This window comes from Hyphomonas sp. (assembly GCF_013823385.1).
Classification (GTDB): Bacteria; Pseudomonadota; Alphaproteobacteria; order Caulobacterales; family Hyphomonadaceae; genus Hyphomonas.
This window is the reverse complement of the sequence record NZ_PNMA01000006.1, coordinates 70,190-96,003: the sequence shown is the minus strand read 5'-3', so window position 1 is coordinate 96,003 and position 25,814 is coordinate 70,190. Positions and strand designations below refer to the sequence as shown.

Genomic DNA, 25,814 nt, shown 5'->3' with positions numbered 1-25,814 from the left:
GAGCCCTGCGCAGAACTGATTGCGCGCACAGCTATTGCGGTTGCCCGGTCAGGCCGGCGCAATCTGAACCTCGGAGGGGTGACGGTGAAATACGATCTGAGAAAGAGACTGTTGTTGAGTGTCGGGGCCGTATTGGTCTCGGCCAGCTTCGCGGCGCCTGCGATGGCGCAGTCCGAGGCTGCGGAAGAAGATGAGGCCCGCCTCAGCACGGTGCTGGTCGAAGGCCGCCGTGTGGACCAGGCAACGCCGATGGCGATTGACCTTGTACAGTTCGGCAACCAGGTCCAGCTGATCGATGCCCAGAAGATTGAAACGGGCGGCTTCACGAACTTTGGTGAGGCGGCTGCGGGTCTGATCCGCGGCGCAAACATTGGTTATTCGCCCGATGAAGGCGAGTTCACCATCCGCATCGACGGCGGTACGGACCGTGACACGCTGCTTCTGGTAGATGGCGTTCCTTACTTCGACCGCTCCAGCCCGTCGGAAGATCTGTGGCCGGCAACTGCCATTGATCCACGGATGATCCAGAGCGTTGAAATCTATCGCGGCGGCCAATCGCTTTATTTCGGGTCAAACGGTGGCCTCGGTGTGGTCAGCGTAAAGACGAAAGAGCCTGACGGCACCAAAAAAGGCCAGATCGGCGTCTATGCCGGCTCGTTCAAGACCCGCGAAATCTATGGCAATGTGTCAATGCCGGTCGACTCCGAAGGCAAGCACAGCTTCCTGGTATATGGCCGGTCCTACCACTCTGACGCGCACGAGCTTTTCGATGTCTCCGCGTATGGCGATAACGTCCTCGCCCTCGGCGGTTTCCAGCCTTACCCGTATGACTTCAACAGCATTGGCGCGAAGTATCTCTGGCAGATCGATGCGAGCTCGGAACTGCGCCTGGGCGCAAGTTTCTCCACCATCGACTTCCACGACTCCTTCCCGAACTCGACCATCTACACGCCCAACTTCACCGAGTTCCCGATCTACACGGCGAACTACAAGAAGTCGTTCTCGGACAATTTCCGGATCGAGGTCGATTCTCACTGGCAGAAGCCGCAGCTGAAGAACCACGAAGTGCTGGCCCGCGTCTGCCGCACGCCTCGCCTGCAGGATCTGCCGGCAGATGTGCGCGCGATTGCATCGGCGCAAGGGATCACCAGCTTCACAACGGCCGCGCAATACGAAGCCTTTGCGGCCACCGTTCCGAACCTTCCGGCCGGCTGTGTCACAAATCCCTATGGAACGACAAGCGGCGCGGCCACCAGCGCGAAGAATGGCTGGATGGTGAACCAGGACCCGGCCAGCCCCTATTTCGGTCAGCCCTATGGCACCATCCAGAACCCGTTCCCGATCGGCGCGCCTATCGGATACGTGATCGAGACGACCACGTCCTTCGGGGACAACACGCCCGTCAAGGGCTGGGGGACAACGGACAACCGCCGTTCCGGCTATATCGACTACGGGATCAATGCCCGCGGCACATACCGCCTCAACGACCTGGTCGAACTGGTTGGTGGTGTTCAGTACACCGCCTATGAAGATGCGTCCGACGACTCCTTCGGGGTCAAGGATGTGAAGGTCACGTCAACGGGTCTCTATGGCGACCTGCGCCTAAGCCTGCCGGTTCTGGAGGGCCTCAATGGCTCCTTCGCCGTCCGTCAGGATTTCAATGAGGGATTTGACGATGAGATGATCTACAAGATCGGTCTTCGTCAGAACCTGCCCGCCGGCATCTATGCCCGCGCCAGCGGTGGCACATCCTACTCGGCCCCCAAGATCGACGAGATCGGTGCCTACGGGGCCAACCAGAACCTCAACCCCGGCCTTGAGCCGCAATCGGTTGAGGCCTTCAACGCCGGTATCGGCATGGACGGCTCTTTCCGGGGCGGCACCTTCAACATCGAGTTTGGATACTTCAAGACCGACATCAAGAACCAGTTTGGTACGCGGTCGGTTGAATCGGTTTGCCCCCAATATGCCGGCAATCCCTTTGGGCTCGACATCATCAACCGCAACCGGGAAAGCATCGTGCCGCCTGACTCCTTCTGCGCAACGGCGGCGAGCCGTGGCCTCGACGGATCGGAAGTGGTGGCCGTCAACACCCTGGCGATCCAGGAAATCGAAGGCTTCACGCTCGACGTCGCCTTCGATTACGGCCCGTTCTCCGGCGACGTCTCCTACACCATGATGGACTCCCTTGAGCCCAACCCGGTATTTGGTCTGCCGGCCCGTCTGGATGGGACCACGGCAAACCTGGGCTTCGTGACGCCTGGTCCGGCAGGATCTCAGGAGAAACGCCAGTCCGGCGAACGCCCGGAATGGACCGTCTCTGCCCTGTTGACCTACAAGCCGACGGATCAGTGGATCTTCGCGCTCAACCCGCGCCTTCAGGGTCCGGAATGGGCCTATGCGCCGACGACAGCCGCCCGCCTGGTGGATGCCAATGGCAACCGTGTGGTCGATGACGTCAACTTCGGCAACTATTTCGTCCTCAACGGGTCCATCCAGTACTTCTTCGGCAAGGACCATGAACACCGCATTCTCATCCGCGGCGTGAACCTCCTCGATGAGAACTATTACGAGCGCTACTCCGGCGGCGCCGGCCTGACGCTGGACCGCGCCGTGGTCCGTGGTGAGGTTGGTGTCAATGACAGCGCTTACTACCGCCAGTATGGCTGGAACGGGAAACCGCGTTCTGCCTGGATACAGTACGAGTACCGCTTCTGATCTGCGTGATGGCGGCGATCATGTCGCGCCGCCATCCGCTGTTACCGGCCAGTGGCTTCCCCCGGAGCTGCTGGCCGGTCCTCTGCTCGCTCATCTTCCATTCAGGAGAAATCACGCATGTTTTCCCGCAGGTCGTTCATTGCGCTTACCGGCGCTGCTGCTGCCGCCGCCATGGCGTCGCAGCGCAGCTTCGCTGACAGCTCAGCTACATATTTCACCCTCGGTATCGCCTCGGGCACCCCGCGGCCAGAGAGTGTCATCCTCTGGACGCGGCTTGCGCCCGATCCCCTGAGAGGCGGCGGTATGCCGCCCGGCCGCGCCGAAGTCCGCGTGCGCGTGGCCCGTGATCCGGCCATGCGCGATGTCATCCGTGACGAGATGGTTTCCACATCCGATGCAAAGGCCCACTCGGTTCACTACAAATGCGAAGGGCTCGAGCCTGGCCGGGAATACTGGTATCAGTTCAGCTACAATGATGAAGATACCGTCATAGGCCGGACACGGACGACAAGCCCCAATGATGACAAGGCCCGCATTGCGCTGGCCTACTGCCAGCATTATGAAGCCGGCTTTTACGCGGCCTATCGCGATCTTGCCGAATGGGTGCCCGATCTCGTCATTCACACGGGCGACTATATCTATGAGGGCGGCGTCGGCACGCTCGGCTCCTACATGCGGGACGTGGGCGCCGGCGAGCGCCGCCTGTTTGAAACCGTGCGCCTCCATAACGGGCCGGAAATCGTCACGCTCTGGGACTACCGCAACCGCTACGCCCTCTACAAAACCGATCCGCACCTGCAGGCCGCCCATGCCATCGCGCCCTGGATTGTCGCCATGGACGACCATGAGATCGACAATAACTGGGCCGGTTCCATTCCTCAGGATCCCGAAAAGCAGACGGATCTGGAGTTCCGCGTGCGCAAGCTGGCCGCGTTCCAGGCCTATTATGAGCACATGCCGATTGAGACGCCGCCCTGGGTCAAGGGCACCGAGTCCGGTCTTCTGATGCATGGCGCTTTCCGCCTCGGCCCGGCGCAGGTCCACCTGCTCGACACGCGCCAGTTCCGCACCGACCAGCCCTGCGGCGATGGCCGCAAGGCCTATTGTGAGGAAGCCAATGATCCCGCCCAGACCATGATGGGCAAGGCGCAGGAAGAATGGCTGCATTCGGAACTGAAACGCTCCGGCGCCGCGTTCAACCTGATCGCCACGCAGGTCTGGTTCACGCCCTATCGCTACAACGCCCCGCCCGAAGCGCCCGTCACCAATCTTGACAGCTGGGATGGCTATCCGCTTGCGCGTCAGCGCCTGGCGGACATGCTGGCCACCGGCGTGAAGAACCCGGTTTTCCTCACCGGTGACTGGCATACCGCCATGGCGTCGACCCTCTACCAGACGCCCTTCGACACCCGGTCGAAGCGGATTGGCCATGAGCTTGTCGGCAGCTCCATCTCCTCAGGCTGCCCCTGGGCGCGCGATATGGAAGTGATGCGCGAGGCGAACCCTCACGTGTCGCATCTGAATGGCAAACAGCGCGGATATCTGCGTGTAACGGTCAGCAAAAAGGATTGCACCGGCGATTTCCGGGTCGTCGAAGATGCCGGCCGCGCGGAATCTCGTGTGTATACGGACGTGGAAATCCGTACCCGGGACATCTGATCTATTCCGAAATACGGGGGGAGGGCTGGCCGGAACATATCCGGCCAGCCTTTTTCTTTGCATGCGATGTCAGTTGACCGCAAAGGCAAACAGCAGGGCCAGCAGGACGGTCCAGACAAGGAGGAGGGCGGCAATCAGGGTAGCCAGGAGGGGGCGCATGCTTCACACCAGATCAAAGATTTCAGAATCGATGCGCCACAGCGGCACGCCCATGTTCAGGAGAGCAGTCCGGGCTGCATCTGTCATCGGCGGCGGGCCACACAACATGTGCGCCCAGCTGCGCGTCTCGTCATTCAGATGGCGCTCCAGCATGTTCCGGTCCAGGAAGCCGCTTTCGCCGTCCCAGTCGTTCGGCGGTGTTTCCAGCACATGGACAACCTTCAGGTCCATGTCGCGCGCCAGCGCCTCCAGTTCTTCCCGGAAGGTCACCTCATCCCACGCCTTGTTGGCGTAGAACAGGATCGCCGGGCGTGTGTCCCCGCGCGCCTTCATGGACCTCAGATTGGCAATCATGGGCGTAATCCCGATCCCGCCGGCAATCATCACAAAGCCTCCGGTTTCCGCTTCCATGTCTATGGAAAATGCGCCGTAGGGCCCATCAACCCATGCGGGCGTTCCGGGCTCGGCCTTGATCACGTCTCCTGTGAAATCTCCCAGCGGCTTGATCGAGAGCGAGACAGCCGGTCCGTCTTCCGGGGCATTGGAAATCGTGAACGGATGCTCCCGCAGGCCAAAGGGCGAATTGCCCACAGTCAGCCAGGCAAACTGCCCCGGCATCCAGCCCTTGAGGGCTTTGCCGCGTGGCTCCAGCACCAGCGTATGGACGCCGCCGCGCTCGGGGATGTTCTCGGCGACCTGCCAGGGGTTCCGCGTCTGCCGCCAGGGCCGGATCACGCGCACCCAGACCAGCAGCAGAAGCCAGCCCGCGCTCACGCCAAAGATCATCGCGCGCTTGTCTGCGGCCGCCGTGAAATGGCCAACGCCGAGGACATGGGCGATTGCAGCGGCAAAGGCGATGATCGCGAGGGTCACATGCATCGTGCGCCACCAGCCATACTCGATGCCCAGCCGCTTGCGGAATTCCGATGTGATCACCAGAAGGGCAAACGCCACCAGCGCCACGCGCCCCACCGTAAGCTCCCAGCGCGCCGTGAGCGGATTAAGGTCGCCCAGCGCAGGCTCAAACCAGATGTAGAGAATGCCGAAATGGGCCAGCATCAGGGCCAGGGCGCCCATCGCCATGTAGCGGTGAAACAGATAGACAATATCAATGCCGAAAGGCTGCGCCATGCCGCGGAAACGCGCGGTCAGAACAAATTGCAGGCCCGCCACCGCCAGCGCGCCAAAGCCGAGCCCCTTGGAGAAATCCCATAACAGATTGGTTCCGGGAGCGCGCTGACCGGAAATCAGTATAAGGAAGGGAACGGCCAGAACACAGAAGGCTGCGATGACCCAGAAGGCAGCGCGCTTTTTCATGAAGGCATGGAAGTGTCTGGCATCATCAGTGCCAAACGCGCTGCGCCGCCGATGGTTCCATGGAAGGCAGGCTTCATGGATACCTCATGCGCGCCGGGCGCTCGATAGTCCGTCTGGGGATCAAGTTCCGCTGAGGGCGCCGGCTGCAGGCGGGTGTTATCTCGCCCAATGGTAATCCTGGGGGGCTCTGTTCCAGGGCAGTTTTGTGCAATAATGTGCGAAAACCAGCAGATTTGCGCCACTTGCGCAGTTCTTGCGGTGGCGATATGCGATCAATCCACGTCGAATCATGTGTATCTGAAAGAGTTCAAAGCAGACGAAAACCCCGTGTTAAGGCTGCTGCTGTATCAACCCCCAACTTACTGAAGGAAACCGAAATGGCCGTTAAACCGACCACTGCCAAGAAAGCCCCGGCTGCCAAAGTCGCGGTGAAAAAAGCTCCCGCCAAAAAAGCCACGGCGGTCAAGAAGCCTGCCGTAAAAGCCGCCCCGAAGGCTGCTCCCAAGGCTGCCCCGGCGAAAAAACCGGTTGCAAAGAAGGCGGCTACGCCTGAAGTGCTGACCCTGAAGCACATCGCTGCAGAGCTTTCCGAAGCGCATGAAATGCCGAAAAAGCAGGCTGAACTCGTTGTCAGCGACTTCATCGACCGTATGGGCGGCTACCTGAAAAAGGGCAAGAAGCTGCGCATCTCGGGCCTCGGCATTCTGCAGGTCCGCGCTCGCCCGGCGCGCAAGGGCCGCAACCCGGCCACCGGCGAAACCATCAAGATCAAGGCGTCGAAGAAAGTTGCTTTCCGCCCGTCGAAAGATCTGAAAGACCGCGTTCTCTAAGCAGCGGCCTGTTCTGAACTGAAACGCCCGGTCCGCTTGTGCAGGCCGGGCGTTTTCGTTTTGGGCGCTGTAACCGCCGTAAGCGGAGTAATCCGAACCGACGCTGAACAGGCAGTCCTGGCCGCCCGTTGACAGGCGGCCGCCGCTCAGGCGGAAACTTTCGGGGCCAGCTTGTCGCGCAATTCCCGCTTGAGGAACTTGCCACTGGCATTGCGGGGCAGGGGTTCGTCCAGCATCCAGATATAACGGGGCACCTTGTGTTTCGCCATGATCGCTGCGCAATGCTCGCGCACGGCCTCGGCGCTCAGCGCTTCGCCGGGCTTGGCCACCACGGCCACGCCCACTTCCTCGCCCAGCCGGTCATCGGGCACGCCGAACACGCAGCACTCGGCCACGCCGTTGTGGCGGTAGATCGAGGATTCCACCTCGGCGCAGTAGATGTTCTCGCCGCCGCGCAGCACCATGTCCTTCTTGCGGTCCACGATGAAGATGAACCCATCCTCGTCGATACGCGCCACGTCGCCGGTATGCAGCCAGCCATCGGTAATGCTCGCGGCGGTCGCCTCAGGCCGGTTGATATAGCCCTTGATGACGGAGGATCCGCGTACCCACAGCTCGCCCACTTCGCCGGGGCCAACGGTGTTGCCATTGTCGTCCACGCATTTGGCCTCAAAGCTCGGCATCGCCGGCCCGGCGCTGTCAGGCTTGTCGACGAAGAAGTCGCCGGAAACCGATGTGATGATCCCGCAGGTCTCGGTCATGCCATAGCCGGTGGAGGGGCGCGCCGTGGCCACCTGCTTCTCGATCTTCAGCACCAGGTCCGGCGGCACCTGCGCGCCGCCCCCGGCCAGCGCCAGCAGGCTGGACGTATCGGTCTTCTCGAAATCCGGATGGTTGATCAGTTCACGCGCCATCACCGGCACGCCGCTCATGCTGCTGACGCGTTCCTTCTCGATGATGCGCAGCGCCTCGCCCGCTTCCCAGCGATACATCAGCACCAGCTTGCCGCCCGCCGCCGTGGTGGCATAGGCGCCGCAATTGTTGGCGGTCACATGGAAGAGGGGCGTCGTGATCAGCGTCACCGGGATCGGCGGCTCGGCCGGCGGCGAAACGCCCGTCGCCCGCTCCACGGCCAGCGCCGAAGAGGCACCGGCAAACAGCATGTTGAAGAGGTTCGAGACGCAGCCCCGATGGGTCAGCTGCGCGCCTTTCGGAAAACCTGTCGTGCCCGACGTGTAGAAGATGCAGGCGTCCGAATCCGGGTCAACCGTCACCTCCGGCAGCGCGCCGCCATGTGCGGCCACCACAGACCAGTCGACCATCCCCGCCGGCATGTCCGGAATGCGCACGCCCACCAGCTGCATTCCCTGCACCATGTCCGGCTTTTCCTGAACGCGCGCCAGACGCTCGGCGTCGAGGAACAGCACCTTGGGCGCAGAGTCCGAAAGGCCATAGGCCATCTCTTCGGCCGTCCACCAGGCATTCATGCCGACCACCGTGATGCCCACCGCCAGGCACGCCCAGTAGATCAGCATCCATTCGGGATAGTTGCGCATGGCAATGGCCACCCGGTCGCCGGGCTTCACGCCCTGCGCCAGCAGCCAGTTGGCCGTGGAGTTTGCGATCGCGTGCGCCTCGCCATAGGTCAGCCGCTCGTCCTGATAGACGAGGTAAGGGCGGTCGGAAAATTGCAGGGTAGAGAGCCAGACTTCGCGCACGCTGGGCGGGGCATTCTTGTAGGCGCGGATACGATTGCCGAGGATATCCGCCTCGATGATCTCGAACGCGCCTCCGGGGCCGGTCAGTTCTTCACGCGCCTTCAGCAGCTCGGCATAATGCATGGTCTCTCCCCAAAATCCTGTTTTGATCGTTTTGGGGGATCATACACACTCCGAAAACCGAAGGAACATTGACGCGACGGGAAGGGCTGCTCAGCCCCCCGCAGGCCATCAGAACCGCAGGACACCCGACGCCCCGATATAGTGGATGGCCCCCGCTTCGGAGAGTTCCACATCATAGGAGGCCCGCGCCGTGAAGATGCTGGAACTGCTGTTGAACGACAGCCCCGCAATCAGCGCGTCTCCGAACTCTTCCTCAGACCGCACGAGGAAAGTCTGCTCCCCATTGAGGAAGCGCGCGGTCGCTTCATAGGGCGTCTCCAGCAGTTCATGCCGCGCCCCGATGCGGGCTTCCGGGAAGATGCGGTAGAGGCCGTTCTGCACGGTCCAGTCTGCGCCAATCGCCAGGATCGCAGAGGCGGACGCCCGCTCGGTATCGGCTTCGCCCACCTCAAGCGCCAGCGACGTGTTGCGCAGCGCGCTTTCCTTGTAACCGTCCTGATGCAGGCGGAAATAGTCGACCGAGATTTCAGGCCGCGCATAGAAGCTGCCCGCCTTGAACTGATGCCCGGCAGAGGCGGTGCCGGCAAAGCTGTAGCCGCCCCAGTCCCCGCTCATGGAATCGGAAATGTCCTGCTTGTCCAGCACGTCTGCGCTATCCAGGAAGCTGTCGGCCTCGCCGGAGATGATGTTCAGCTCCCGAAGGCTGCTGAAGTCTACGCTGGAAGCCTGCGCCGCGCCGCGCAGGAAGGTCGCGTTCCATTTCTTCAGGCCATACACGCCGAGCCCCGTGCTGGACGTGTTGACCGGATTGTTGCCGCCGGTCTTCTCTTCATACCGCCCGGAATTGAAGCTCATCATCACGCCGAAGGCGTCGAGCGCCTGCACCGGAATATCCAGGCCGCCCGTAAACGCGAAACCTGTGCCGTTATAGCCAGGCATGTTGGCGGTGGTCTTGATGTCGGTGAAGGTAACGCTTTCCTGCGCCCAGGCCTTGAGGCCCTTGCCCGGAGAGTTGGCCAGCAGGTTCATCTGGTCGGCCATCGCGCCAAAGGTAGAGGTCGATTGGGCCCTCAGGAAACGGGTCGATGCATCCGTCCGCGCGGGCAACAGCTGGTCATATGCCTGAAAGAAGGCCGCTTCGCTCAAGATACCGGCAAACGCTTCGCTCAGCGTGGCGGAGTTTCCAAACAGTTCCAGCACGGCATCGAAGGCGGCCGTCTGGTTGATGTCGAGGCCAAGTTCCTCCGTGGTCTTCAGGCGATAGACGAGGTTCAGCTGGTCGCGGACGCCCTCGATCAGGTCCAGATCGGTCTGATAGATGTAAGGCGTCTCCGCGATCAGGGACACATCGCCCGAGGCAAGATCGGCAAGGATGCCGGCCGCATCGACGATGGTGAATGTTCCCGCCGAATCCGACACGCCGGCAAAGACGGGCGAAATCAGAACGCCATTTTCCAGAGACGCCGTCCCGTTCACGGTGAACACCGGCGCCGCCTGCACGCCGGCATCGTCAATCTCCAGAATGAGGGTCGCCCCATTGCCCATCACCAGGTTGGAAAGGGTCAGCGCCGTCCCATTGCTCAGCTGCGCGCGGGAGGCGTCCAGAGTGAAGGAAAGGTCGCTGGCCGTATTGGAGATCAGGCCCGCATAGGTCGATCCGCCCGCAATCAGGAAGTCGGACGCGCCGGTATTGCCAAAAGCAATACCGCCCGTCAGCGTTGAACCGCTCAGCAGGCGGACAAGTGCGTCCTCGCCCCCAAAGCTGACATCGCCCGTGATCTTTGTATTGCTGGCATTGAACTCGTCCGATCCCGCGCCGAAATCGACGTCCCCGGTCAGTTTGCCCCCTTCCAGCTTCAACAGGTCGTTGCCGCTGCCGAAAAAGATATTGCCGGTGATCGAAGGATCGAGCGTATCGAGCGAATTGATCGCGCCGTCGCTATTGGCGTCATAGGTCGCTTCCCGCTCATACTGGCGCAGCGTCACGCCTGTGGTGTTCGCCCGCAGGTCAAAGGCGGTGGCATCGCTTCGGGTGGTCAGGCTCACCCCGTCATTCAGATAGGTCGCCGTGATCGTTCCGGTATTGGTAATCGTGCCCAGTGTTCCGGAAAGATCGCGCACGGTGATCACCTCGCCGGCATCCCCCGTGGAGCGCGCAAGCAATGTGCCCGAGTTCTCAAGCGAGGTGAGGCTGGCGGTTTCCCCGATATCCAGCGCAATCGCATTGGCCGCTGTTTCCGTTGAGATCAGCGCCTGAATGGTGCCCTGATTGTTTAAGACGGGCGTGACGACATTCGCCCCCAGGCGGAGGGCCGTAGCATCGGCTTCATAAGCCGATGCGCTGATCGAGCCGGTATTCTCGATGCCGCCCGTGATGATCACCGAATGGCCGGTGCTGGCAGAGCCCTCGACCAGCACGGCTGTGCCATCAAAGCCCACATTGGTGCCTGCGCCTGTAATCGCCCCGCGATTGATCAGGCCATAGTCATAGGCAAACTGCGCCAGGATTTCGTCCGTGTCGTCATCATCGTCATCGTCCAGCGTATCCCGAACGGTTTCCAGAACGGTCCCCAGAACCAGGTCTTCACTTGCCGGGCCGTTCCAGTCGGCGCTGATCAGCAGGGCAGGGGCAGAGCCATAGCTCGTGATGCTGCCGGTAGAGCGGTTCTCGTTGAAGTCCTCGATTGTGTCCTTGGTGTCGTCATCGTCTTCATCATCGCTGAGATCAGGATCGGGCGCGGCGCCATTGATCAGCAGGCCCCGGCCAAGGCTTCCGCCCACCACGAATGCCGGGCCCCCGGTCAGAAGCTCGTCTGCGTCCAGGCGGTCTTCCAGAGGCGTTGTGGAACTCGTCACCAGCGCCGGCGCCACATAATTCGTGGTCGAACTATATACGAACCCGGTCGAAACGACGCTGCCATTGACGGCCACAGCGCCCGTGGCGCCGTCATCCAGCCGCACGCCGGTCGCATTCTCTCCTTTGGCGCTGACAGACCCGCCAATGGTCACGTCCCCGTCCACCCGGCCGGTCGCCGTGATGCCCTGGGCATTGTCGCCGGTAACCGCGATGCTGCCCTGGGTTCTGAGATTGCCATTCAGCGGGCTCAAGAGCAGCAGCCCGGCAGAGTCGTTGCCCTCGACCTGCACGTAGGAGCCAGACTGCAGATGGATGGAGCCGTTCATCGCCGCCCCCTGGCCCAGCAGGATGCCGGTCCGGTTGGCGCCGATGGCAAGGGGGCCGTCATCATCGTCATCACCATCCGTGTCGGCCCGGGTATAGTCCTCGATCAGTTGCACCGTGCCGCTGATGGCAAGATTGCTCTGCACGCCCGGCAGAATGCTGATCCCGGCCGTATTGTCGGAATCCTCGATCAGGATCGTGCCGTCGATGGTCACATCATTGTCGGAGTCGATGGTCACCGCGGTAAAGCCGGGTGTGTCAGCCACCTTGATGGAGCCGTTCTCGGTAATCGTCAGGTCATCTGGGGCGCCGGCATTCGCGGTGGAGGTCTTCACCGCCGCTGCCGTGGTTGTCGTGATCTCCGCCGCGCGGGCGCTGGCTATAATGGCAATCGAAGAAACGCTGAGAACAAGGATCTTGCGAAACAGGGGCATCAACAATCAGGTCCGTTGGATTTCAGGGGGTTCCCCTCGGAGGGTGTGGGGGGAAACGCCGGGCTGTGGCTCCAGGGGGAGAAGGAGTGCAGAACGGCGAAAACCTCCGAGGGGAACATCAGACAGGGCTACGAGGAGTGTGGGGAAGTCGCTCTGTCTGAGCCTTGGTCTTACCCCCGGCCTCACTGCAAATGTGTGCCGCGAAACGGGGGCGGCAGGCCCGATTGTGGCGGGCTGACACAACTCGTCCGGCAAGGCGCCGGGGCCGGGCAAAGGACTGACAAGCTTTACGCTTTGTAATGTCAGCCAGCGCCGCCGGCGTGTCCGGAAATGTCCGGAATTGTCCGAAAGTGTCCGGAATTGTCCTGCGCCTGACCCGGCCGTGTCACGAATTTGACCCGTCGCGGCAAACTCCCGACACCTCTTGGCGCCAGAGAGGCAGGGTCAGATGAACAGGCCTGAACCATGCACACCCCTTCCGGAGGCTCCATCCTTTTCGCTGGCGGGCATGCCCTTTCGCCGGAGGTTTTCGGCGCCGGGGACATCCGCCTGCTGGTGCGCAATGGCGACCGCGGCTGGCAGGGCGGCCGGATCGCCGTCTGCCTCTGGGAGGGGGCTGACGGCTTCCCCTGGCACCCCCGGCTGGCCCGGCGGACCGCCATGATCGACCCGGCCGCCGGGGAGAAATCCGTCGTGTTCATGGGCCTGCGCCCCGGCCGCTATGCGGTCACCGCCTTTGCCGGCAGGCATCGCACAGGGCGTCTGGGGCGCTCGCTTTTCGGCTGGCCCACAGCGCCGGTTTTCCTTTCCGGATCAATGCTCTGGCAGCGAAACATGCGTTTCGACGACTACGCCCAGCGCATTACCCAAAGCACAATCCTCGAGTTCAGGCTCGCACATGCCGAACTCAGCTTTGGCGGAACCAACAATGGGGATAAGAACAATGAGCGCAACCATAGACCAAGACAGAATGCAGACCCCGCCGGAACAGCCAACCGACCTGCCGCGCCTGCTCATCGTCGATGATGACTGGAACATTCGCGACAGTCTGAAGCGTTTCTTCCAGTCCCAGGGCTTCGAGGCGGATGTGGCCGAAAACGCCGTCGCCGCCCGCCGGAAGATCCACGACCGCGCCCCCGATCTGGTTATCCTGGACATCATGATGCCCGGCGAAGACGGCCTCAGCCTCTGCCGCAGCATCGCCGAACTCAAGACCATCCCGATCATCCTCGTCAGCGCCAAATCCGAGGAGATTGACCGCATCATCGGCCTGGAAATCGGCGCGGACGATTATATCGCCAAGCCCTTCCACCCCCGCGAGCTGCTCGCCCGGGTGCGCGCTGTCCTGCGCCGGCTGGAAGCCAGCATGAGCGTCCAGTCTGGCGATGAAGGCAAACAGTTTTTCGAGTTCGACCGCTGGGTCCTCGACATTCCCAAACGCCGCCTGCGCCGCGATGACGGCATGGTCGTGCCCCTCAGTGCCACGGAGTTCCAGCTCCTGCTGGTGTTCCTGAAGAATCCCCGCGTCGTCCTCTCGCGCGAGCGCATCCTTGATCTCACCCGCATCAGCGATTCCGACGTGTTCGACCGCAGCGTCGACAGCCAGATCAGCCGCTTCCGCCGCAAGATCGAGATCGACCCGCGCGAGCCGAAAATCATCACCACTGTCTGGGGCGGCGGCTATATGCTCGACGCTGACGTGCGCCGCCTATGAAACGCCTCTTTGCCGATACCCTGCTGACCCGGTCGATCCTGATCGTGGTGGCGGCGCTTATTGTTGCCCAGCTTCTGGCCGTCGTCACTTTCACGCTTATCGCGCGGAACGTCTTCATCGCCATGCAGCAGAAGGCGCAGGTGGAAGCTGCGCTCGATCTGATGAAGCTGGCCAGCGCGCAGCCCGATGAAGCCGCATTCGCCGAGGCAGCCTTAGCCCATGCCAATGTGCTGTTCGTGCGCCGCGAACCCCGCGCCTTCGTGAATACCGAAGACGAGACCGGCACGGAAGTGCGCCGCAGATGGGCCGCCTCGGGCCGGGATGCCGGTCAGATAACCTCCTTCCGCGTCAGTAGTGTGCATGGGGGATCTCCGATGACCTTTCCCCTGCCGGAGGGAGCCAGACCGGCCGGTCAGAAGCCGGATCCGGCCGCATTTCCGCGCACGCCGCCTCCCGCCGAAGGCCAGTTTCGCAGGCAGCCAGGCCCCGGTAACGAGTTCCGGCCGCCTATGGGCTTTGGCCGGGGGGGTGACGAGCTGCGCTTTCCGTCAAGGCTGGTGAATGTGTCGGTGGAGTACACGCCCGGTCAGTGGGTCAACGTGCTGATGACCTCCGGCGCGGATCGCGGCCCTCCCATTCAGCCATTTGTCTTTTTGCTGTCCCTTTCATTGCTGGCTGTTGCCATCGCGGCAGGCTTCGCTGCCCGCTGGATCTATCGCCCGCTGGAAGATCTTGCGCGGGCGTCCAGGGCGCTCGGGCGGGGTGAAAAGCATACGCCGCTGCCGGTTTCCGGCCCGCGCGACCTGCGCAATGTGATGCAGGCGTTCAACACCATGGCCACCCGGCTGGAGGCGACCCTGCAGTCCCAGAAGGATGTCCTCGTCGCCATCGGGCACGATCTGCGCACGCCGCTGACCGCCATGCGGATACGCGCCGCGATGATCGAGGACGAAGCCGAGCGCGAAAAGATGGAGCGGGCGCTGGATGAACTCCAGAGCCTGACCGAAGCGGCCCTGCAGGCTGGAACCTCCAGCTTGCGCACGGATGAAAAGCTGATGACCGATCTCGGCGCGCTGGTCGAAAGCCTCAGCGAAGACCTGCAGGACATCGGCCAGCCCGTCACCTTCAGTGAGCCGGACCAGCGCTTCGTCGTCCGCGCCTGGCCAGAAGACCTCACCCGCGCCTTACGAAACATTATAATGAACGCCGTGCGTTATGGAGAGCGGGCCCGCATCCAGCTGGAGGATCGGGGAGGGGAATGTGCGGTGATCATCGACGATGATGGCCCCGGCATTCCGGAGGCGCAGATGGAGGCTGTCTTCGAGCCGCTGGTGCGCCTTGAAAAGTCAAGGAATACGGCAACCGGCGGGCATGGCCTCGGCCTTCACATTTCCCGCAATATCGTCCTCGCGCATGGTGGGCATATCGCGCTTGCCAATCGCCCGGAAGGCGGCTGCCGCGCCACGATAACCCTGCCGCTCAGCAAGGCCTGACGGGGGCAAAGCCAGATTGTGGCGCGCTGCCACAGTCTGGCGCATCTGCGGCAAAACCAGGCCAGCCCTGGCGGGATATGCACGCCGGACAGCCCGGCGATACCGGTTTTCCGGATCCGCAGGGATATGCTTCCAGCCAGGAACTGACTGCCCGTGAAAAACAAGCTTCTCAGCCTGACGGCGCTTTGCCGTGTTCCTTTCCTTGCCTCTCTCAGCGTCGGCGCTGTTCTTCAGCCAATCCTCCTCCCGGCCGCCACGGCGCAGGAAGAACTGCTCGAAGGAACGGTCCGCACGATCCTAGTGGAGGGCAATCAGCGGATCGAGGCGCGCACCATCCAGTCCTACCTTCTGTTCGAGCCGGGCGATGCCTTCAACGCCGAGCGCTTCGACCTTTCGCTGAAGACCCTCTTTGCCACCGGCCTGTTTGCCGATGTTGCCATCGACCGGCGGGGCAATGATGTGGTCGTGCGGGTTGTGGAAAACCCCATCGTCAACCGCATCTCGTTTGAGGGCAACAAGGCCCTCAAGGAAGACAAGTTGCGGGAAGAGATCCAGATCGCCCCGCGCAGTCCGTTCACCGCCGCAAGGGTGAGTACGGACGTTAACCGAATGATCGAACTCTACCGGCGCTCCGGCCGCTTTTCCGCGCGCATCCGGCCTGAATACAAGACGCTTTCCCAGAACCGGGTGGATGTTGTGTTCGTGATTGAGGAGGGGCCGACCAGCGGCGTGCGCGGCATCAACTTCATCGGCAACAAGGAATTCTCAGACGCCCGCCTGCGGAGCGAGATCGTCACCCGGCAGTCCCGCCCCTGGCGCTTTTTCAGCTCCAACGACAATTACGATTCCTCGCGCGTGGAATATGACCGGGAAAAGTTGCGGGAATTCTATCTCGACAAGGGCTATTATGATTTCCGCGTCGCGTCTGCTGTGGCCGAAATGGCGCCGGGGAAAAATGACTTCTTCATCACCTATACGGTGGACGAAGGCGTGCCGTACACGTTCGGCGAGATCAAGGTTGAAACCTCGCTGGCAAAGCTCGATGCGGGCGCCCTGCAGCGGCTTGTGCCGATGGCAGACACCGATCCCTTCCGTGGCAAGATGATCGAGCAGACGATCGACACGCTCACCTATGCGGCCGGTGTTGCCGGCTATGCCTTCGTGGATATCCGCCCCATTGTGAAGGCCGATCCTGAAACCCGGCGCGTGGACATCACCTTCGTCGTGGATGAAGGCCCGCGCGTCTATATCGAGCGCGTCAATATCGTTGGCAACACCCAGACGCTGGACCGTATCATCCGCCGGGAACTCCGCATCGCGGATGGAGATGCCTTCAACCGGGTACTGATAGACCGCTCGCGCAACCGGGCCCGCGCGCTCGGCTTCTTCAAGAGTGTGACGGTTGAAGAAACCCCCGGCAGCGCGCCAGACAAGACCGAAGTGACCTACACCGTGGAGGAGCAGTCTACCGGTGAGCTGTCCTTCTCGGCAGGCTTTTCGTCTACGGACAGTTTCCTGTTTGATGTGGGCCTCTCGCAGGCCAACCTGATGGGGACGGGGCGTTCGGCGGGGCTGGATCTGTCGCTCAGCCAGCGCCAGCAGATCGCCTCCTTCCGCTTCACCGAACCGCGTTTCATGGATCGCACCATGTCTGCCGGTCTGATGGGCTGGCTGTCGAGCTATGACTATACCGACGTATCCTCCTATGAATCGACCTCCTATGGCGCGGGCCTCAACATGGCCTTTCCGGTGGCCGACCGCACGCAGCTCGGCCTGCGATACCGGCTGCAATATGACAGCGTGAACATCACCGACCAGAACATCGTCATCGATAACGAGGGCAATCTGGTCTCCACGACCGTACGCGATGCGGACGGTACGGTCCGCGCACCGGTGCCGGGCGACATCACCGATCCCAACCAGCTGGTGGTTGATGTCTGCGACATCCGCTATCGCTTCCGCAGTTCCAGCTGCACCAGCGAGACCGAAGGCATCTCCTCCATTCTCGGCTATTCGCTGACATGGGACGGCACCAATGATCCGATCGAGCCGACGCGCGGCATGAACCTGCAGCTCAGCCAGGATGTTGCCGGCTTTGGCGGCGATGTGCAGACGCTGCGCACCGAGGCCAGCGCCACCGGCTATTACGGCCTCACGCCCGCCCTGCGCGCATCGCTGCGCCTGTCAGCCGGGCATATCCAGCCCTGGGGCGATGACATGACCGTGCGGATCAATAACCGCTTCTTCCGGGGCGGCTCCAACTTCCGGGGTTTTGATGTGGCGGGCATCGGCCCGCGCCAGGTCGTGCGCTATTTTGATCCCGATACGGGCGAACAGGTGGGCATGGAACGCGGCTCAGCGCTTGGCGGGAATTTCTACTATCAGGGCACGTTCGAACTGACGGTGCCAAACTTCCTGCCCGAGGAGTATGGCATCAAGAGCGCCTTCTTTGTTGACGCCGGCGGTCTGGGCGGCCTCTACGATCAGGATGTGGTCGCGCCCATCGCCTACACCGACTCCACAACCGGCTACAACGCCATTCAGTATACGGAAACAGACCCCGCCTTCCGGGCGGCTACCGGGCTCAGTGTGATGTGGGACTCCCCCTTCGGGCCGTTGCGTTTTGACTTCTCCCAGGTGCTCCGCGCCGAAGACTATGACAAGAAGGAGTCCTTCCGCTTCTCCACCACCACGCGCTTCTAGGCAGGCTGCCACAGCGGCATGCTTCCCCGGCGTCCGGTCTGGACGCCGCGCGCGGGCGGCGCTTCACTCTCCCCGGAACCAGCAAGGGAGACAGGCTCATGACCACGCCGCGCGAAACGCTCATCCTCGATCAGCAGGGCGCCGTGCTGCGCATCACGATGAACCGGCCCGAAGCGCTGAACGCGCTCAACACCCAGATGGTCAGCGAGCTGCGCGAGGCATTCCAGAAGCTTTACTATGACCGCTCGGTCCGGGTGGTCATCCTGGAAGGGGCAGGCCGCGCCTTCTGCGCAGGCCTTGACCTAAAGGAATCCTCCAGCCGCCAGGGGGGAGGCACACGGCGCACGCCGGAACAGGGGCTCGACGGCCAGCGGTCGATTGCCGAAATCTATGTTGCCATGCGCCGCTGCCCGCAGCCGATCATCTCCATCGTACAGGGCTCGGCGGCGGGTGGCGGCTTTGCCCTCGCGCTGGCCTCCGACATCCGCATCCTCAGCGAAGACGCGCGCATGAACGCCGCCTTCATCCGCATCGGCCTGTCTGCCTGCGATATGGGCGTCTCCTATTTCCTGCCGCGCATGATCGGCCTATCGCTGGCGAGCGAATACATGCTGACAGGCCGCTTCATCACCGCCGAGCGGGCGATGCAGATCGGCCTCGCCAACCGCGTCGTGCCGCATACGGAGCTGCGCAGGGAGGCCGAGGCGTTTGCCGAAGACATGCTGAACGCCACCCCCCTCGGCCTGCGCCTCACCAAGGACGGGCTGAACCTGGCAGTTGATGCTGGCGGGCTGGAAGCAGCGATGGCGATCGAGGACCGCAACCAGATCCTCACCTCCACCGACCCCAACTTCGCCGAAGGCATCGCCGCCTTCTTCGAGAAGCGCAAGCCGAACTATTCCTGACGCGCCTTTCTCTGCGGCATGGGTTGACCTGCCGCAGGGGCCGTCCTGAAACTCGCACCAATCATAAAAACGGGAGAAGGCGCGGGGGTCCCTAATGGACCGCGCCTGTCAGAAACTGGAGGCCCTTCGTGAACCTGGATTTCTCGGACGAACAGAAGCAATTGCGCGAACAGGTGCGCCGCTTCCTGAGCGAGAACTGCACATCCGACACTGTCCGCGCCATTCTTGAAGGCCCGGAAAGCTACGACAAGAAACTGTATCAGGGCCTTGCCGAGCTTGGCGTTCTGGGCGCGGCGATCCCCGAGGAATATGGCGGCGTTGGCCTTGGCCATCTGGAGCTGTGTGTGGTCGCAGAGGAGCTTGGCCGCGTGCTGGCGCCCGTGCCGGTCTCCTCCTCAATCTACCTCACGGCCGAATTCCTGATGCTTGCGGGCACGGAAAAGCAGAAGGAAACCTGGCTGCCGAAACTTGCCGCTGGGGAAGCCATCGGCGCCTTCGCCTATGCCGAGGGGCAGGGCCGCATGTCGCCCGCCAAGATCAAGGCCACGGTTTCCGGCGGCAGGCTGAAAGGCATCAAATCTCCCGTCGCCGATGGCGATGTGGCCGATGTCGCCGTCGTCGCCGCGAAGAATGAGAAGGGTCAGGTTTCCCTCTATCTCATCGATCTTTCCGGGGTGGGCGTCTCCCGCGAAACGCTGGAGTCGATTGATCCCACGCGCAGCCAGGCCCGCCTCACCTTTGACGGCGCCCCGGCAGAGCTCCTCGGCGGCGAAGGCGATGGCTGGCACATTGCCAGCCAGGTGCTGGACCGCGCCGCCGTGCTCATGGCCTTTGAACAGGTCGGCGGCGCCGACCGCGCGCTTGAGATCGCCCGCGACTATGCGCTGGAGCGTATGGCCTTTGGCCGCCCCATCGGCTCGTTCCAGGCGATCAAGCATATCCTCGCAGACATGTACGTCTCCGCGACGCTCGCCCGCTCCAACTGCTATTACGGCGCCTGGGCGCTGAACTCCGGCGCGGCAGAGTTTCCGGTGGCGGCGGCAACGGCCCGCGTGTCGGCGACCACAGCGTTCCAGCACTGCGCCAAGAACAACATTCAGGTGCATGGCGGGATGGGGTTCACATGGGCGTTTGACTGCCACCTTTATTACCGCCGCTCCAATGCCCTGGCCGTTGCGCTCGGGTCGCTGTCGAGCTGGGAAAGCCAGCTGATCGAGCGCATGAGCGCCGGCAATGCCGAGACGGCTGCATAAGGGGAGGAAAGAGACATGGATTTCAAAGATACACCTGAAGAAGCCGCCTTCCGCGCCGAAGTGCGCGCCTGGATCGATGCCAACGCCCCCAAGCATCTGCTTGAGGAGCTTAACCGGGCGAGCTTCGGCTCCAACGGCGTGGTGAGCGAAGATCCCATCGCCGCCGGCAAGGCCTGGCAGAAGAAGAAGGCAGACGCTGGCTGGGCCTGCCTCCATTGGCCAAAGGAATATGGCGGCGGCGCCCGTTCGCCGATCGAGCGCGTGATCTGGGGCCAGGAAGAAGGTCCGTATGCAGCCCTTACCGGCGTTTTCACCATCGGCCACGGCATGTGTGGTCCCACGGTGATGAGCTGGGCCAGCGAAGAGCATAAGCGCAAGCTGCTGCCCCCGCTCGCCAGCGGCGAAACCATCTGGTGCCAGCTTTTCTCCGAGCCCGCCAGCGGCTCAGACCTTGCCGGCCTGCGCACCCGCGCGGTGAAGGCTGAGGATGGTTCAGGCGACTGGATCATCAATGGCCAGAAAATCTGGACCAGCGGCGCGCAGTATTCCGACTGGGGCCTCCTGATCACCCGCACCAACCCCGATGTGCCCAAGCACAAGGGCCTCACCATGTTCTTCCTGGACATGAAGAGCCTGGGCGTGGAAGTGCGCCCGATCAAGCAGGCCAATGGCCAGTCGAGCTTCAACGAGGTTTACTTCACAGACGTCCGCATCCCCGATTCCCAGCGCCTCGGCGAAGTGGGGCAGGGCTGGGAAGTTTCGCTCACCACGCTGATGAACGAGCGCCTGTCGATTGGCTCGGGCATGTCCACCGGCTTCCCGGAACTCTTCCGCTTCTGCATGGAAGCCGAAATCGATGGCGAACCGGCGGTGAAGGATTCGGGCGTCCGCTCGAAGCTCGCCCAGTTCGCGGTCAAGCAGAGCGGCCTGAAATATACCGGCATGCGCGCCATCTCCGCCCTGTCGAAGGGCGAGATCCCCGGCCCGGAAAACTCCATCGGCAAGCTTGTTGCCGGTGCCACCATGCAGGAACTCTCGATGTTCGCGCTCGACCTTCAGGGCGAAGCGGGCGTGCTCTGGAATGAAGAAAGCCCGCAGCAGGGCCGCTTCCAGGCGATGCTGATGCGCTCTCCGGCCACCCGCATCGAAGGCGGCTCGGACGAGATCCTGCGCAACATCATCGGCGAACGCGTCCTAGGCCTGCCAGGGGATATCCGCGTCGACAAGGATGTTCCGTTCAAGGACATCCCGACCAGCGGCCGCAAGAAGAAGTAGGCCATTCCTGATCCCCCGTCAGCCCTTGTGGCTAGCGGGGCGGTCAGCTCTTGCTGAAATCGGACTCCAGAAGTTTCACGGCAATCTGCCGGGCGCGGTCAGAGGGTTTGCCCAGCAGCTCACCCAGCGTCGGCCCGAACAGGCCCACCCCGATCGCCAGGATCACGCTGATGAGGATGGAATCCTCCAGCTGCGCTTCGGAAAGCTCCGGCTGATTGATCTTCTGGCGGATGATTGTCTGTACCGCCTCGCGCACCGTCCGCAGCCTGCGGGACTCGTCCGTCAGCTCCAGCCAGGCGGCCAGCCGCGCGGCGCCCTTGGTCTCAAACGCGTCAAACAGTTTCTGGATCGCGATGCCCCGCGCCGCCTTCGGGTCTGCCGGCAGGTCCATCTCCAGGAGGCCGCTCACCAGCTCGCCAATCATCTTCTCCATCAGCGCGCTCTGCACGCCGTCGATGGTGCCGAAGTGATGCAGCACGGTCGCATTGGCCACGCCCGCCGCTTTCGCCACATCGACCAGCCGCAGCGATTGGGGCCCCTGCGCCACCAGCAGGCGCTCGGCGGCGATCAGGATATTCTCCCGCGAGGCCTCTGGCGAACGGCGGATTCGGGGCGTCTTCGTCTTATCTATTGACATTTTTGTCAGTAATTGCCATTCTTCATCATCAAGGCCGAAGCTTACGGGCTAACTGCCGCTCCTGTCAGCAATATTTGCGAGATAGACTGATGAAACGCTCTCCTGAAGATGTGACGATCAACCCCCGCGACATCCGTTTCAATATGGACGCTGCCAAGACCGGTTACTGGATGGACGGCGACCCGGTGGCCACCGCCATCATGAACACGCTGTCGCTGACCTTCCCGGATGGCGAGCGCCTCTTCATTGATGCTGTCCGCGCCTACAAGGACCGGCTTGATGGCAAGCTGGCCCAGGATGTGAAGGATTTCATCGCCCAGGAAGCCATCCACTCGCGCGAGCATCACCTGCTGAACAAGGCCATTGACCGCACCAAATACCCCGTCGAGCGCGTCGAAGCGATGATCCGGGAGCGGATCGCCTTCTCTCGCTCTGCGGGCCCGATGCGGATGCTGATCGCCACCATCTGCCTTGAGCATTTCACCGCCATGCTCGCCGACATGCGCGCCCTCCACGCCGACATGTTCAGCAAGACCGATCCCGAGATCGAACGCCTCTGGCGCTGGCATGCGATGGAAGAGACAGAGCACAAGGCCGTCACCTATGACGTGTTCATGGAAGTCACCAAGGGCTGGTCGCCGGTGAAGCGCTATTTCCGCCGCTGCATGGCCATGGCGCTCATCAGCTATTTCTTCACCCGGAATATCGCCACCTATTCAACCTGGATGCTGGAAGCAGACGGTTACACGCCTGAAGAGGCGAAGAAGGCGGTCAGGAACTTCCTCTGGAAGAAGCCTGGCTTCTTCGCGCGCGGCTGGAAAATCTGGATCAGCTGGTTCAAGCCGGGCTTCCATCCTTGGGATCACGACAACCGTGCCCTGATGGACGAATGGCGCAGCGAGTTCGATCTGGTCGCCGCCGAATAAGGGCTTTGCCTGAGGGCCTGCGGCCCGCCGGATCAGCTTTTTGCAACATCGAGCACTACCTTGCCGGTGCCTTGTCCGGAAAGGGCAAACACCATCGCCTCGCCAAATTCGGCAAAGGGATAAACCCGGCCCACCGGCGGCTTGATCTTGCCCTCGCTCGCCCATTCGGCCAGCTGGTGCAGGTCGCCAATCGCGCGCCTGGTTTCATATTGCAGATACTGGCGCACATCCACGCCCAGAAGGGCCGCGCCCTTCATCAGGGTAAGGTTTGAGGGCAGGGCAGGGATCGGCCCGCCGACAAAGCCCACCACCAGATGCCGCCCGCGCCAGGCAAGCGAGCGGAAGGCCGGCTCGAACAGCGGCCCGCAAACCGGATCGAGGATCACATTCGGCCCCTTGCCATCTGTGAGCGCTTTCAGCCGGTCGCGCCATCCCTCCGGGGACGTATCAATCGCCAGGTCTGCGCCATGGGCCAGCGCAAAGGCCCGCTTCTCTTCGGTGGAGGCCGCCGCGATCACCCGCGCGCCCAGCGCCTTGGCCACCTGAATGCCCGCAGAGCCCACCCCGCCGGCTGCGCCGAACACCAGCACCGTCTCGCCGTCTGCCACCGCGCCGCGATCCTTCAGGGCGTGCATCGCGGTTATGTAGTTCAGCGGCAGGCTCGCCCCTTCGGCAAAACTGAGGGCCTCTGGCAGCTTCACCACCATCGGCGCGGCGGCCACGGCGTATTCGGCAAATCCCTTCGCGGTCATTGTCATCACGCGGTCGCCCGGCGCCACATGGGCAACGCCCTCGCCAACGGCTTCTGCCGTGCCGGCCACTTCCTGGCCCGGCGTATGCGGCACCGGCGGCTTCACCTGATACCGCCCCAGCGCCACCAGCGAGTCGACATAGCCCACCCCGCAGGCCGCCACCTTGATCAACACCTGCCCTGGCCCCGCCACCGGCAGGTCCACATCCTTCAGGCGGTAGCTTTCCAGGGAGTCCAGCGTATCGGCGACGGCAGCTTTCATCGGTCAATCTCTCCTTCAGGTCTGCCACCGTCAAAGCATGGCAGGGCGCGCATTGGCCATACCCGACGAAGGGGAAACCTCAGTGCGGCCGCGTCGGATCGCTGGAAGTCGGCGAGGCAAGCTCGGGATCATAGGTCACGCTGGTCACCTGCCGCTCCAGCATCCGGTGGACTTCCGGCGGCCAGCTGCCCTGATGCAGGGATTTGATGATGTTGTTGCTCACATCATCGGCATGGGTGCGCCGCTCATTGTGCAGCACATAGTCGAGCCACCGGGCAAAGCTGTATTGCTCCACCCAGATCTCCGGGTCCCCCAGATCGCGCACCAGAGACCAGGCCCGCGCCCCATCGCGCAGGTGAATGCGGCGGCGCTCATTCATGGTCGCCAGAAAGCGCGGAATATCGGCCTCGCGGATGCGATATTTGGCCGAGACATGCACCGGCCCGCTGCGCGGCTCCACCGGCACCCGCGTCTCCGGCGCGCGCCAGCGGCCCGTCAGGTCAAGGTTGAGTTCATCCACCTGCGGCAGGCGCAGGAACAGTCCGGCAAACAGGCTGATCGACTGCACCGCCGCCATGGTCAGCAGCGCGGCCGATACCCCATGGCTCTCGGCCAGCTGCCCGGTGATCCAGCTTCCCACTGCCATCGCCCCGAATACAGACATCTGGTAGAGCGACAGCGCCCGGCCCACCACCCAGCGCGGCGCCGCCATCTGCACGGTCACATTCATCGTCGCCATCGACAGCAGCCAGCCCGATCCGCAGATCACGAGGCCAAACACCGTCAGCGGCAGCCAGCGGCTCAGCGCCACGATGACGACGCCCGTGATGATCGCGCAGATCGTCATCCGCAGCACGGTCTCGGCGGTGAAATTCCGGCGCAGCCGGCTGTTGGAAAGCGCGCCGATCACCGCGCCAATGCCGAAGGCGCCGTACAGGATGCCGAAGGTGATCGCGCCCCCGCCCACCAGATCCTGCGCCACCAGCGGCAGCAGGGAGAGCGCCGCGCTCGCCGCAATGCCAAACAGGGCCGCCCGCGCCATCACCTGCCGGATCGGCGGCGACATCGACACATAACGCACGCCTGCGCCGATGGCGGTGCGCAGGTCTTCCTTCAGCGCCGGCTTTGCGGGCCGTTCCGGCTTCCAGGCCAGCAGCACATAGATGATCCCGACATAGCTCAGCACATTCACCGCGAAGGCGGCGGCGGCGCCCGCCGCTGCCACGATCGCTCCGCCCAGCGCCGGTCCGGCCGTGCGCGCAATGTTGAAGCCCAGGCTGTTCATCGCCACGGCGGCGGCAATCGTCTGGCGGGGCACAATATCGCCCACTGTCGCCTGCCAGGAGGGCGCGTTCAACGCCGTCCCGCAGCCGAGCAGGAAAGTGAAGGTCAGCAGCAGCCAGGGGCTCAGCCCGCCGAGATAGGCGCACACGCAGAGGATCGCAGACACCGCAAACATGTAGAACTGGGAAACCAGCATCACCGTGCGGCGCGGGAAGTTGTCCGCGATCGCGCCCGACAGCAGCGACAGGATCATGATCGGCAGGGTGACGGAGGCCTGCACCAGCGCGATCTGGGTTTCGCTCCCGCCCAGCTGCACCATCAGCCAGGCTGCCCCCACGCTCTGGATCAGCCCGCCAAACTGAGAGGCGATATTGGCCACCCAGATGCGCTTGAACAGGGGAATGGAGAAAGGGTTGGGGGCCGGCGCGTCAGTCATCGGGAGCAATCTGGAACAATTGCCCGATGGTGGAAG

The 25,814-nt window shown here is 62.8% G+C and carries 17 protein-coding genes; 11 read left to right on the top strand and 6 right to left on the bottom strand.

What is annotated here, in order from left to right; translation table 11 throughout:
• The first annotated feature begins 84 nt into the window (after window positions 1-84).
• Window positions 85-2,718 (top strand): TonB-dependent siderophore receptor, encoded by a 2,634-nt coding sequence (locus tag C0456_RS05880; protein WP_291049509.1) that lies wholly within the window; start codon window positions 85-87, stop codon window positions 2,716-2,718.
• 117 nt (window positions 2,719-2,835) lie between these two features.
• The gene (locus C0456_RS05875) at window positions 2,836-4,377 is read left to right on the top strand and encodes an alkaline phosphatase D family protein (protein WP_291049507.1); all 1,542 of its coding nucleotides are present in this window, start codon (window positions 2,836-2,838) and stop codon (window positions 4,375-4,377) included.
• A 162-nt stretch (window positions 4,378-4,539) separates the two neighbouring features.
• Here C0456_RS05875 and C0456_RS05870 read toward each other — a convergent pair whose 3' ends face one another.
• On the bottom strand, window positions 4,540-5,853 hold the full coding sequence (locus tag C0456_RS05870; RefSeq protein WP_291049504.1) for a ferredoxin reductase family protein: 1,314 nt from the start codon (window positions 5,851-5,853) through the stop codon (window positions 4,540-4,542).
• Between the two features lie 554 nt (window positions 5,854-6,407).
• Here C0456_RS05870 and C0456_RS20880 point away from each other — a divergent pair.
• Window positions 6,408-6,683, top strand: a complete 276-nt coding sequence (locus C0456_RS20880; protein WP_035594862.1) for an HU family DNA-binding protein — start codon at window positions 6,408-6,410, stop codon at window positions 6,681-6,683.
• 146 nt (window positions 6,684-6,829) lie between these two features.
• Here C0456_RS20880 and C0456_RS05860 read toward each other — a convergent pair whose 3' ends face one another.
• Together C0456_RS05860 and C0456_RS05855 are read right to left on the bottom strand one after the other, a co-directional pair.
• The gene (locus tag C0456_RS05860; RefSeq protein WP_291049499.1) at window positions 6,830-8,524 is read right to left on the bottom strand and encodes a class I adenylate-forming enzyme family protein; all 1,695 of its coding nucleotides are present in this window, start codon (window positions 8,522-8,524) and stop codon (window positions 6,830-6,832) included.
• A 108-nt stretch (window positions 8,525-8,632) separates the two neighbouring features.
• Window positions 8,633-12,139, bottom strand: a complete 3,507-nt coding sequence (locus tag C0456_RS05855; protein ID WP_291049496.1) for an autotransporter outer membrane beta-barrel domain-containing protein — start codon at window positions 12,137-12,139, stop codon at window positions 8,633-8,635.
• Between the two features lie 465 nt (window positions 12,140-12,604).
• Here C0456_RS05855 and C0456_RS05850 point away from each other — a divergent pair, with 465 nt between their 5' ends.
• The 7 genes from C0456_RS05850 to C0456_RS05820 all read left to right on the top strand — a co-directional run bounded on the left by C0456_RS05850 (window position 12,605) and on the right by C0456_RS05820 (window position 21,482).
• Window positions 12,605-13,165 (top strand): DUF2141 domain-containing protein, encoded by a 561-nt coding sequence (locus C0456_RS05850; protein ID WP_291049493.1) that lies wholly within the window; start codon window positions 12,605-12,607, stop codon window positions 13,163-13,165.
• Entirely contained in the window at window positions 13,110-13,853 is a 744-nt protein-coding gene (locus C0456_RS05845) for a response regulator (protein WP_291049490.1), read from the top strand. Before C0456_RS05850 ends, C0456_RS05845 begins: the two co-directional genes overlap by 56 nt.
• Window positions 13,850-15,346, top strand: a complete 1,497-nt coding sequence (locus C0456_RS05840) for a HAMP domain-containing sensor histidine kinase (RefSeq protein WP_291049486.1) — start codon at window positions 13,850-13,852, stop codon at window positions 15,344-15,346. The genes C0456_RS05845 and C0456_RS05840 overlap by 4 nt, the downstream gene beginning before the upstream one ends.
• A 153-nt stretch (window positions 15,347-15,499) precedes the next feature.
• Window positions 15,500-18,049, top strand: a complete 2,550-nt coding sequence (gene bamA / locus C0456_RS05835) for an outer membrane protein assembly factor BamA (protein WP_291049484.1) — start codon at window positions 15,500-15,502, stop codon at window positions 18,047-18,049.
• 98 nt (window positions 18,050-18,147) lie between these two features.
• On the top strand, window positions 18,148-18,954 hold the full coding sequence (locus C0456_RS05830) for an enoyl-CoA hydratase/isomerase family protein (RefSeq protein ID WP_291049481.1): 807 nt from the start codon (window positions 18,148-18,150) through the stop codon (window positions 18,952-18,954).
• Between the two features lie 128 nt (window positions 18,955-19,082).
• Window positions 19,083-20,207, top strand: a complete 1,125-nt coding sequence (locus C0456_RS05825; RefSeq protein ID WP_291049479.1) for an acyl-CoA dehydrogenase family protein — start codon at window positions 19,083-19,085, stop codon at window positions 20,205-20,207.
• A gap of 15 nt (window positions 20,208-20,222) precedes the next feature.
• Window positions 20,223-21,482, top strand: a complete 1,260-nt coding sequence (locus C0456_RS05820) for an acyl-CoA dehydrogenase (RefSeq protein ID WP_291049476.1) — start codon at window positions 20,223-20,225, stop codon at window positions 21,480-21,482.
• Window positions 21,483-21,525: 43 nt separating this feature from the next.
• Here C0456_RS05820 and C0456_RS05815 read toward each other — a convergent pair whose 3' ends face one another.
• Window positions 21,526-22,119 (bottom strand): TetR/AcrR family transcriptional regulator, encoded by a 594-nt coding sequence (locus C0456_RS05815; protein ID WP_291049473.1) that lies wholly within the window; start codon window positions 22,117-22,119, stop codon window positions 21,526-21,528.
• Window positions 22,120-22,208: 89 nt separating this feature from the next.
• Between C0456_RS05815 and C0456_RS05810 the strand changes: the two genes are divergently transcribed.
• Window positions 22,209-23,045, top strand: a complete 837-nt coding sequence (locus C0456_RS05810; protein WP_291049471.1) for a metal-dependent hydrolase — start codon at window positions 22,209-22,211, stop codon at window positions 23,043-23,045.
• Between the two features lie 32 nt (window positions 23,046-23,077).
• On the opposite strand, the gene C0456_RS05805 is transcribed toward C0456_RS05810, so the two are convergent.
• Together C0456_RS05805 and C0456_RS05800 are read right to left on the bottom strand one after the other, a co-directional pair.
• Window positions 23,078-24,058: an NADPH:quinone oxidoreductase family protein gene (locus C0456_RS05805; RefSeq protein ID WP_291049468.1), complete on the bottom strand. Its 981-nt coding sequence runs from the start codon at window positions 24,056-24,058 to the stop codon at window positions 23,078-23,080.
• Window positions 24,059-24,137: 79 nt separating this feature from the next.
• Window positions 24,138-25,778 carry an MFS transporter gene (locus C0456_RS05800; RefSeq protein WP_291049465.1) on the bottom strand — a complete coding sequence of 547 codons (1,641 nt, stop codon included), beginning with the start codon at window positions 25,776-25,778 and terminating at the stop codon, window positions 24,138-24,140.
• Between the last annotated feature and the right edge of the window lie 36 nt (window positions 25,779-25,814).

What these genes read in the sequence shown, in the direction of transcription:
- C0456_RS05875 (WP_291049507.1), top strand. Translation starts at nt 2,836, where the DNA reads ATGTTTTCCCGCAGGTCGTTCATTGCGCTTACCGGCGCTGCTGCTGCC.
- C0456_RS05870 (WP_291049504.1), bottom strand. Translation starts at nt 5,853, where the DNA reads ATGAAAAAGCGCGCTGCCTTCTGGGTCATCGCAGCCTTCTGTGTTCTG.
- C0456_RS05860 (WP_291049499.1), bottom strand. Translation starts at nt 8,524, where the DNA reads ATGCATTATGCCGAGCTGCTGAAGGCGCGTGAAGAACTGACCGGCCCC.
- C0456_RS05855 (WP_291049496.1), bottom strand. Translation starts at nt 12,139, where the DNA reads ATGCCCCTGTTTCGCAAGATCCTTGTTCTCAGCGTTTCTTCGATTGCC.
- C0456_RS05850 (WP_291049493.1), top strand. Translation starts at nt 12,605, where the DNA reads ATGCACACCCCTTCCGGAGGCTCCATCCTTTTCGCTGGCGGGCATGCC.
- C0456_RS05845 (WP_291049490.1), top strand. Translation starts at nt 13,110, where the DNA reads ATGCAGACCCCGCCGGAACAGCCAACCGACCTGCCGCGCCTGCTCATC.
- C0456_RS05840 (WP_291049486.1), top strand. Translation starts at nt 13,850, where the DNA reads ATGAAACGCCTCTTTGCCGATACCCTGCTGACCCGGTCGATCCTGATC.
- C0456_RS05830 (WP_291049481.1), top strand. Translation starts at nt 18,148, where the DNA reads ATGACCACGCCGCGCGAAACGCTCATCCTCGATCAGCAGGGCGCCGTG.
- C0456_RS05820 (WP_291049476.1), top strand. Translation starts at nt 20,223, where the DNA reads ATGGATTTCAAAGATACACCTGAAGAAGCCGCCTTCCGCGCCGAAGTG.
- C0456_RS05815 (WP_291049473.1), bottom strand. Translation starts at nt 22,119, where the DNA reads ATGTCAATAGATAAGACGAAGACGCCCCGAATCCGCCGTTCGCCAGAG.
- C0456_RS05810 (WP_291049471.1), top strand. Translation starts at nt 22,209, where the DNA reads ATGAAACGCTCTCCTGAAGATGTGACGATCAACCCCCGCGACATCCGT.
- C0456_RS05805 (WP_291049468.1), bottom strand. Translation starts at nt 24,058, where the DNA reads ATGAAAGCTGCCGTCGCCGATACGCTGGACTCCCTGGAAAGCTACCGC.
- C0456_RS05800 (WP_291049465.1), bottom strand. Translation starts at nt 25,778, where the DNA reads ATGACTGACGCGCCGGCCCCCAACCCTTTCTCCATTCCCCTGTTCAAG.